At 36.3% G+C, this 1451-nt stretch carries 1 protein-coding gene; it reads left to right on the top strand.

Annotation, left to right across the window (positions count from 1 at the left end):
* Nucleotides 1-72: 72 nt before the first annotated feature.
* Nucleotides 73-1451: glutamine-hydrolyzing GMP synthase (gene guaA, locus IDG60_RS13940; RefSeq protein ID WP_095337567.1), on the top strand; the 1379-nt coding region annotated here is incomplete at its 3' end.

Below are 1451 nucleotides of genomic sequence, written 5' to 3'. Positions count from 1 at the left end.
CCACATAATATTCAAATTACGAAAGAATCACCGAACTACTCATTCTAATTAAGATAAAGGAGAACGACAAATATGGAAATGGCAAAAGAACAAGAGTTAATCCTTGTCTTAGACTTTGGTAGCCAATACAACCAATTAATTACACGCCGAATTCGTGAAATGGGCGTTTATAGTGAATTACACGATCATGAAATTTCAATTGAAGAAATTAAGAAAATGAATCCAAAAGGTATCATCTTATCAGGTGGTCCAAATTCAGTTTATGAAGAAGGTTCATTTACAATTGATCCGGAAATATATAATTTAGGAATTCCAGTACTTGGTATTTGTTACGGCATGCAATTAACTACTAAATTATTAGGTGGTAAAGTTGAACGTGCCAATGAACGTGAATACGGTAAAGCAATCATTAATGCGAAGTCAGATGAGTTATTCGCTGGCTTACCAGCAGAACAAACTGTTTGGATGAGTCATTCTGATAAAGTTATTGAAATTCCAGAAGGCTTTGAAGTTATCGCTGATAGCCCAAGCACAGACTATGCAGCAATTGAAGATAAGAAACGTCGCATTTATGGTGTGCAATTCCATCCAGAAGTACGTCATACAGAATATGGTAATGATTTATTAAACAACTTCGTACGTCGTGTTTGTGATTGTAAAGGACAATGGACGATGGAAAACTTTATCGAAATTGAAATTGAAAAGATTCGTCAACGCGTAGGCGACCGTCGTGTATTATGTGCGATGAGTGGTGGCGTAGATTCATCTGTTGTTGCTGTATTATTGCATAAAGCAATTGGGGATCAACTAACATGTATCTTTGTAGACCATGGCTTACTTCGTAAAGGTGAAGGCGACATGGTTATGGAACAATTCGGTGAAGGGTTCAACATGAATATTATTCGTGTTAATGCGAAAGATCGTTTTATGAATAAATTAAAAGGTGTTTCAGATCCTGAACAAAAACGTAAAATCATTGGTAATGAATTTGTATATGTATTTGATGATGAAGCATCAAAACTTAAAGGTGTAGACTTCCTTGCGCAAGGAACACTATATACAGACGTCATCGAATCAGGTACTAAGACAGCACAAACAATCAAATCACACCACAATGTTGGTGGATTACCAGAAGACATGGAATTCGAATTAATCGAACCAATCAATACATTGTTTAAAGATGAAGTACGTAAATTAGGTATTGAATTAGGTATTCCAGAACATTTAGTGTGGAGACAACCATTCCCAGGACCTGGTCTTGGTATTCGTGTACTTGGAGAAATTACTGAAGATAAACTAGAAATCGTTAGAGAATCAGACGCGATTTTACGCCAAGTGATTAGAGAAGAAGGTCTTGAAAGAGAAATTTGGCAATACTTCACAGTGTTACCAAACATTCAATCAGTAGGTGTTATGGGAGACTACCGTACGTATGATCACACAGTAGGTAT

The sequence above is a fragment of the Staphylococcus sp. EG-SA-2 genome, from assembly GCF_017152085.1.
The sequence above is the reverse complement of the archived record's forward strand: the minus strand, read 5'-3'. Positions and strand labels throughout refer to the sequence as shown.